This is a genomic window from Streptomyces sp. ICN903, assembly GCF_022015835.1.
Taxonomy (GTDB): Bacteria; Actinomycetota; Actinomycetes; order Streptomycetales; family Streptomycetaceae; genus Streptomyces; species Streptomyces fenghuangensis.
This window is the reverse complement of sequence record NZ_JAKMAY010000399.1, coordinates 1-4,353: the sequence shown is the minus strand read 5'-3', so window position 1 is coordinate 4,353 and position 4,353 is coordinate 1. Positions and strand designations below refer to the sequence as shown.

General features: G+C 73.4%; 6 protein-coding genes. All 6 read right to left on the bottom strand.

From position 1 onward, the window contains the following. Nucleotides 1–255: 255 nt before the first annotated feature. Genes L7D48_RS26570 through L7D48_RS26545 form a run of 6 tightly spaced genes read right to left on the bottom strand, consistent with a single transcriptional unit; the run spans nt 256 to nt 4,318 of the window. Nucleotides 256–600, bottom strand: coding sequence for a TcmI family type II polyketide cyclase (locus tag L7D48_RS26570; RefSeq protein WP_237883285.1), 345 nt, complete (start codon nt 598–600; stop codon nt 256–258). Between the two features lie 15 nt (nt 601–615). Further along, nucleotides 616–1,095 carry an SRPBCC family protein gene (locus tag L7D48_RS26565; protein WP_237883283.1) on the bottom strand — a complete coding sequence of 160 codons (480 nt, stop codon included), beginning with the start codon at nt 1,093–1,095 and terminating at the stop codon, nt 616–618. A 1-nt stretch (nt 1,096) separates the two neighbouring features. Beyond that, nucleotides 1,097–1,366 (bottom strand): acyl carrier protein, encoded by a 270-nt coding sequence (locus L7D48_RS26560; protein ID WP_093848769.1) that lies wholly within the window; start codon nt 1,364–1,366, stop codon nt 1,097–1,099. Beyond that, complete coding sequence (locus tag L7D48_RS26555) at nt 1,363–2,631, bottom strand: beta-ketoacyl synthase N-terminal-like domain-containing protein (protein ID WP_237883281.1); 1,269 nt, start codon at nt 2,629–2,631, stop codon at nt 1,363–1,365. Before L7D48_RS26555 ends, L7D48_RS26560 begins: the two co-directional genes overlap by 4 nt. Next, nucleotides 2,628–3,896 carry a beta-ketoacyl synthase gene (locus L7D48_RS26550; RefSeq protein ID WP_237883279.1) on the bottom strand — a complete coding sequence of 423 codons (1,269 nt, stop codon included), beginning with the start codon at nt 3,894–3,896 and terminating at the stop codon, nt 2,628–2,630. Before L7D48_RS26550 ends, L7D48_RS26555 begins: the two co-directional genes overlap by 4 nt. Beyond that, complete coding sequence (locus L7D48_RS26545) at nt 3,893–4,318, bottom strand: cupin domain-containing protein (RefSeq protein WP_237883277.1); 426 nt, start codon at nt 4,316–4,318, stop codon at nt 3,893–3,895. The genes L7D48_RS26550 and L7D48_RS26545 overlap by 4 nt, the downstream gene beginning before the upstream one ends. Nucleotides 4,319–4,353: the final 35 nt, after the last annotated feature.

The following is a 4,353-nucleotide window of genomic DNA, read 5'->3' as shown; positions in this document are numbered from 1 at the left end:
GGACATGACGGGACCGGTACGCGGCGGAGGCCGGCTCGTGCGCCGGCCGGCCTCCGCCGCGTCCGTCACCGCCCCCGGCCGGCCCGCAACGGGCGGCGGCACCGGGCCGTCACGCCCCGGCGGCGCGGGCCGGCCCGTCTCCGGGGACGGCGCATCCGAAGGAGTGCGGAAGACAGGACGACCGGACGGACGGGGAGCGGTCGCACCGGTCCCCGTCCGCCCGGTCGTCCCGGCCCCTGCGGCAGGGCGGGCCCGTCAGCGCGGCGGCACGGTCGCTCCGTCGCGCTCCCAGCGGTAGAAGCACCGCGCCATGGCGTCCTTCGGGCCGCGCCAGGTCTGGGGGTCGTACGGCCGGACGTACGCCGTCAGCCGCTCGCTGACGGAGCGGAACTCCGGGTGGTCCACGGCCTGCGCGATGGCCGGTCCGGGATCCCGCTCGCTCTCGATGAGGTGCATGTACACGTCGCCGAACTGGAAGAGGCTGCGCCGGGCGACGCCCACCAGATGCGGCAGTTCGCCGCGGTCGGACTCGGCGAACACCTTCGCGATGTCCGGCGCCGCCCCCGGTTCCATCCGGGCGACGATCAGGGTGTGGTGCACGGAAGGGATCCCTTCTCAGTCGGCCATCGCCGCGGGCTCGCCGGCCCGCCGGGCGCGCTGCTCGATCCGGTCCCGGATCAGGGCCATCTGGACGCGGGAGTTGCGGTTGATGTTCCGCGTCATCCACGTGTCGTCGACCGGTGCGTCCGGCTTCATCGCGAAGTCCTGCGTCCAGCGCATCCGCACGCCCTCGGGGGTCTGCGCGTACTCCCAGCGGATGTCCATGTACTGGAAGGGGCCCGTCTCCACGCGGTGGGCCCGTACGGTGAGGGTGTCGCGGTCGGCGGTCCGCTGTGACACCCAGCTCCACACCGTGCCGTTCTCGTCGGGGTGCATGGTCAGGCGGAAGGTGGTGGTGTCACCGTCGCGCGAGAGGATCTCCACGGAGGCGTACTCGCTGAACAGCCGCGGCCAGTTCTCGATGTCGTTGGTCATCTCCCAGACGAGGTCCAGGGGCGCGTCGATGACGATCTCGTTCTCGGTGTGTCCGGCCATCTCACGCCTCCGCTGTCAGAACGCCGTTGACGAAGTCGAGGAACTCGCGGGGAGTCCTGCACTGCTCGGCCCGCTCCGGCATGTCCCGGCCGTAGCGCTTCTCCAGTTCGCCCACGACGCCCAGCAGCCCGAGCGAGTCGAGGCCGAAGGCGTCGAAACCGGAGCCGGCCCGCTGCCGCAGGTCGCCGGGGTCCACGGCGACGCCCGCCGTCTGCTTCATCAGCGCGGCCAGTTCCTCGACGGTCACCTGGCCCGTCATCTGGTCGGTCATGCGGATGCACTCCTTCGGTCGGTGGGGGGTTCGGCGCCGTGCCGCAGCACCAGCGCCGCGTTCGAGCCCATCAGTCCCCGGCTGAGGACCAGGGCGGTGCGCAGCTCCGCGGAGCGCGCCCGGCCGGTCACCAGGTCCAGGTCGTGGCAGACGTCGAAGACGTTGGGTGTGGGGGGCACCAGGCCGTGCTCCATGGCGAGCACGGCCGCCGCGGCGTCCAGCACGGGCGCCCCGCAGTAGGCGCGGCCGGTCCCCGTCTTCGGAGCGGTGACGGGTACGCGCCGGCCGTGCGGACCCAGGGCGTCGGTGATCGCCAGCGCCTCGGCCCGGTCGGCCTCCGCCGTGCCGAGGGCGTCGGCGAACACGACGTCGACCTCCTCGGGCGCGCAGTCCGCCTCCGCCAGCGCGGCGCCGATCGCCCGGGCCAGCCCCTGGCGGGAGCGATCCCAGCGGGACGCCCCGGTGAAGGTGGCGGCGTGGCCGGCGACCACGGCGCGGGGCTCGGCCCCGCGGTCGAGGGCCGCGCCCTCCTCCTCCAGCACGAGCATCGCCCCGCCCTCGGCGGGCACGAAGCCGCGGGCATCGGCGGTGAAGGGCCGGTAGGCGCGCTCGGGGTCGCTCCCGGTGCTGAGTTCGGGGTAGCCCAGCTGGCAGACCATCGAATACGGGGCCAGCGGAGCCTCGGCCGCACCGGCGACGACGGTGTCGGTGCCGCGCACCACGGCGCGGGCGGCGTGAGCCAGGGCGTCCAGACCGCCCGACTCGTCGGCGGCCACCACACCGCAGGGCCCCTTGAAACCGCCGCGGATGGAGATCTGGCCGGTGCTGGCCGCGTAGAACCAGGCGATGGACTGGTACGGGCCGACGTGGCGCGAGCCCTGTCCCCACAGCTTCTGCAGCTCGCGCTGCCCGAACTCGCCGCCCCCGGACCCCGCGGCGGTGACCACGCCCACCGAGTACGGGGAGCCGATGTCGGCGCGGCCGAACCGGGCGTCCTCCAGGGCGAGGGAGGTGGCGGCCATGGCGAAGTGGGTGAACCGGTCGGTCTGGACGAGGTGGCTGCCCTCGATCACGGCGGCCGGGTCGAAGCCGCGGACCTCGCCCGCGACCTTCAGCGGCAGATGGCCGCAGCCTTCCCGGGAGACGTGGTCCAGAAGGCTGTGTCCCTCCGCGGCCGACTTCCAGAAGGCCTCCGCGCCGACTCCGCCCGGCGAGACGACTCCGATGCCGGTGACGACCGCGCGCCGCGCGCCTGGCGGTTTCATGGTGTCCTCCAGCCCGGCCCGCTCAGCACCACCGCGGACTGGAAGCCGCCGAAGCCGCTGCCCACCGACAGCACGTTCCGCAGCCTCCGCTCACGTGCCGCGCGCGGCACGTAGTCCAGGTCGCACTCGGGGTCCGGGGTCTCGTAGTTGGCGGTGGGCGGCACCACCTGGCCGTCCAGTGCCAGGACGCAGGCGGCGACCTCGATGGAGCCGATGGCGCCGAGGGAGTGGCCCACCATGGATTTGATCGAGCTCATGGGCGTGTCGTAGGCGTGTGCGCCCAGGGACCGCTTGACCGCCGCGGTCTCGTGGCGGTCGTTCTGCCGGGTGCCCGAGCCGTGCGCGTTGACGTAGTCGATGTCCGTGCCGTCCAGGCGGGCGTGGTCCAGGGCGGTGTCGATCGCCCGCGCCATCTCCAGGCCCTCACTGGTCAGTCCGGTCATGTGGTAGGCGTTGCCGTAGGTGGCGTAGCCGGTGATCTCGCAGTACACGCGCGCGCCGCGGGCCCGGGCGTGCTCCAGCTCCTCCAGCACCAGCACCGCGCCGCCCTCTCCCATGACGAAACCGTCGCGGTCGGCGTCGAACGGCCGGGACGCGTGCGCGGGGTCGTCGTTGTTGGGGGAGGTGGCCTTGATGGCATCGAAGCAGGCCATGCTGATCGGTGAGATCGGGGAGTCCGCCGCGCCGGCGAGGCAGACGTCCATGCGGCCCTCCTCGATGGCGTGGAAGGCGTAGCCGAGGGCGTCCAGCCCGGAGGTGCAGCCGGTGGAGACGGTCTGCACCGGGCCGCGGGCGCCGAACTCCTCGGCGACCGCCGAGGCGAGCGTGCTGGGCGAGAACGCGCGGTGCAGGTGCTCGCCGGCCCGCCGGTGGTCGACGTCCCAGCGCGAGCCCCGCTCGCTGACCAGGACGTAGTCGTGCTCCAGACGAGTGGTGCCGCCGACCGCGGTGCCCAGGCTGACACCCAGGCGCCAGGGGTCCTCGCGCTCCGTCTCCAGACCGGCGTCGCCGACCGCCTCCGCGGCGGCGACCAGCGCGAACTGCACGTAGCGGTCGCAGCGTTCGGTCTGCTGCACCGTCAGGCCGTGCGCCAGTGGTTCGAAATCGCACTCCGCGGCGATCCGTGAGCGCAGGCCCGCCGGGTCGAAGAGGGTGATGCCCCGGGTCGCGGTGCGGCCGTTCGCCAGGAGGTCCCAGAAGGCCTCGGCGCCGATACCGCCGGGCGCCACCACGCCCAGGCCGGTGACGGCCACGCGTCGCGTCACGAGGACACTCCGGTGGGCTGCGCGGCCCGGTCCGCCGTGGTCTCCTCGGTGTCGACGTGCCCGAGCTCGGGGCGGGGGGCCAGCGGACCCAGGTGGAAGACGAGGCGGGCCTCGGTGTCGCCGACGTTGCGGAACCGGTGCCGCATGTACGCGGGGATCATCAGGCCCTGGTCCGGGGAGAGGGGGTGGGGCTCCCCGTCCAGGTCCACCTCGAGGCGGCCGCTGACGACGTAGACGAACTCCTCGGAGTACGGGTGGTAGTGCTCGCCGATGCGGTCGCCGGGCTCCACGATGGCCAGGCCCATGAAACCGCTGGTGGAGCCGACGGTGGTGGGGGTGAGCATGGCGCGCAGGTCGCCTCCGCGCCTGCGGTTGGGCGCGGTCTGGGAGAGGTCGACGATGCGAGGGGACTGCTGAGTCATGGTCGTTCGCTCCAGGGGAGTGGAAAGGGGGGAGG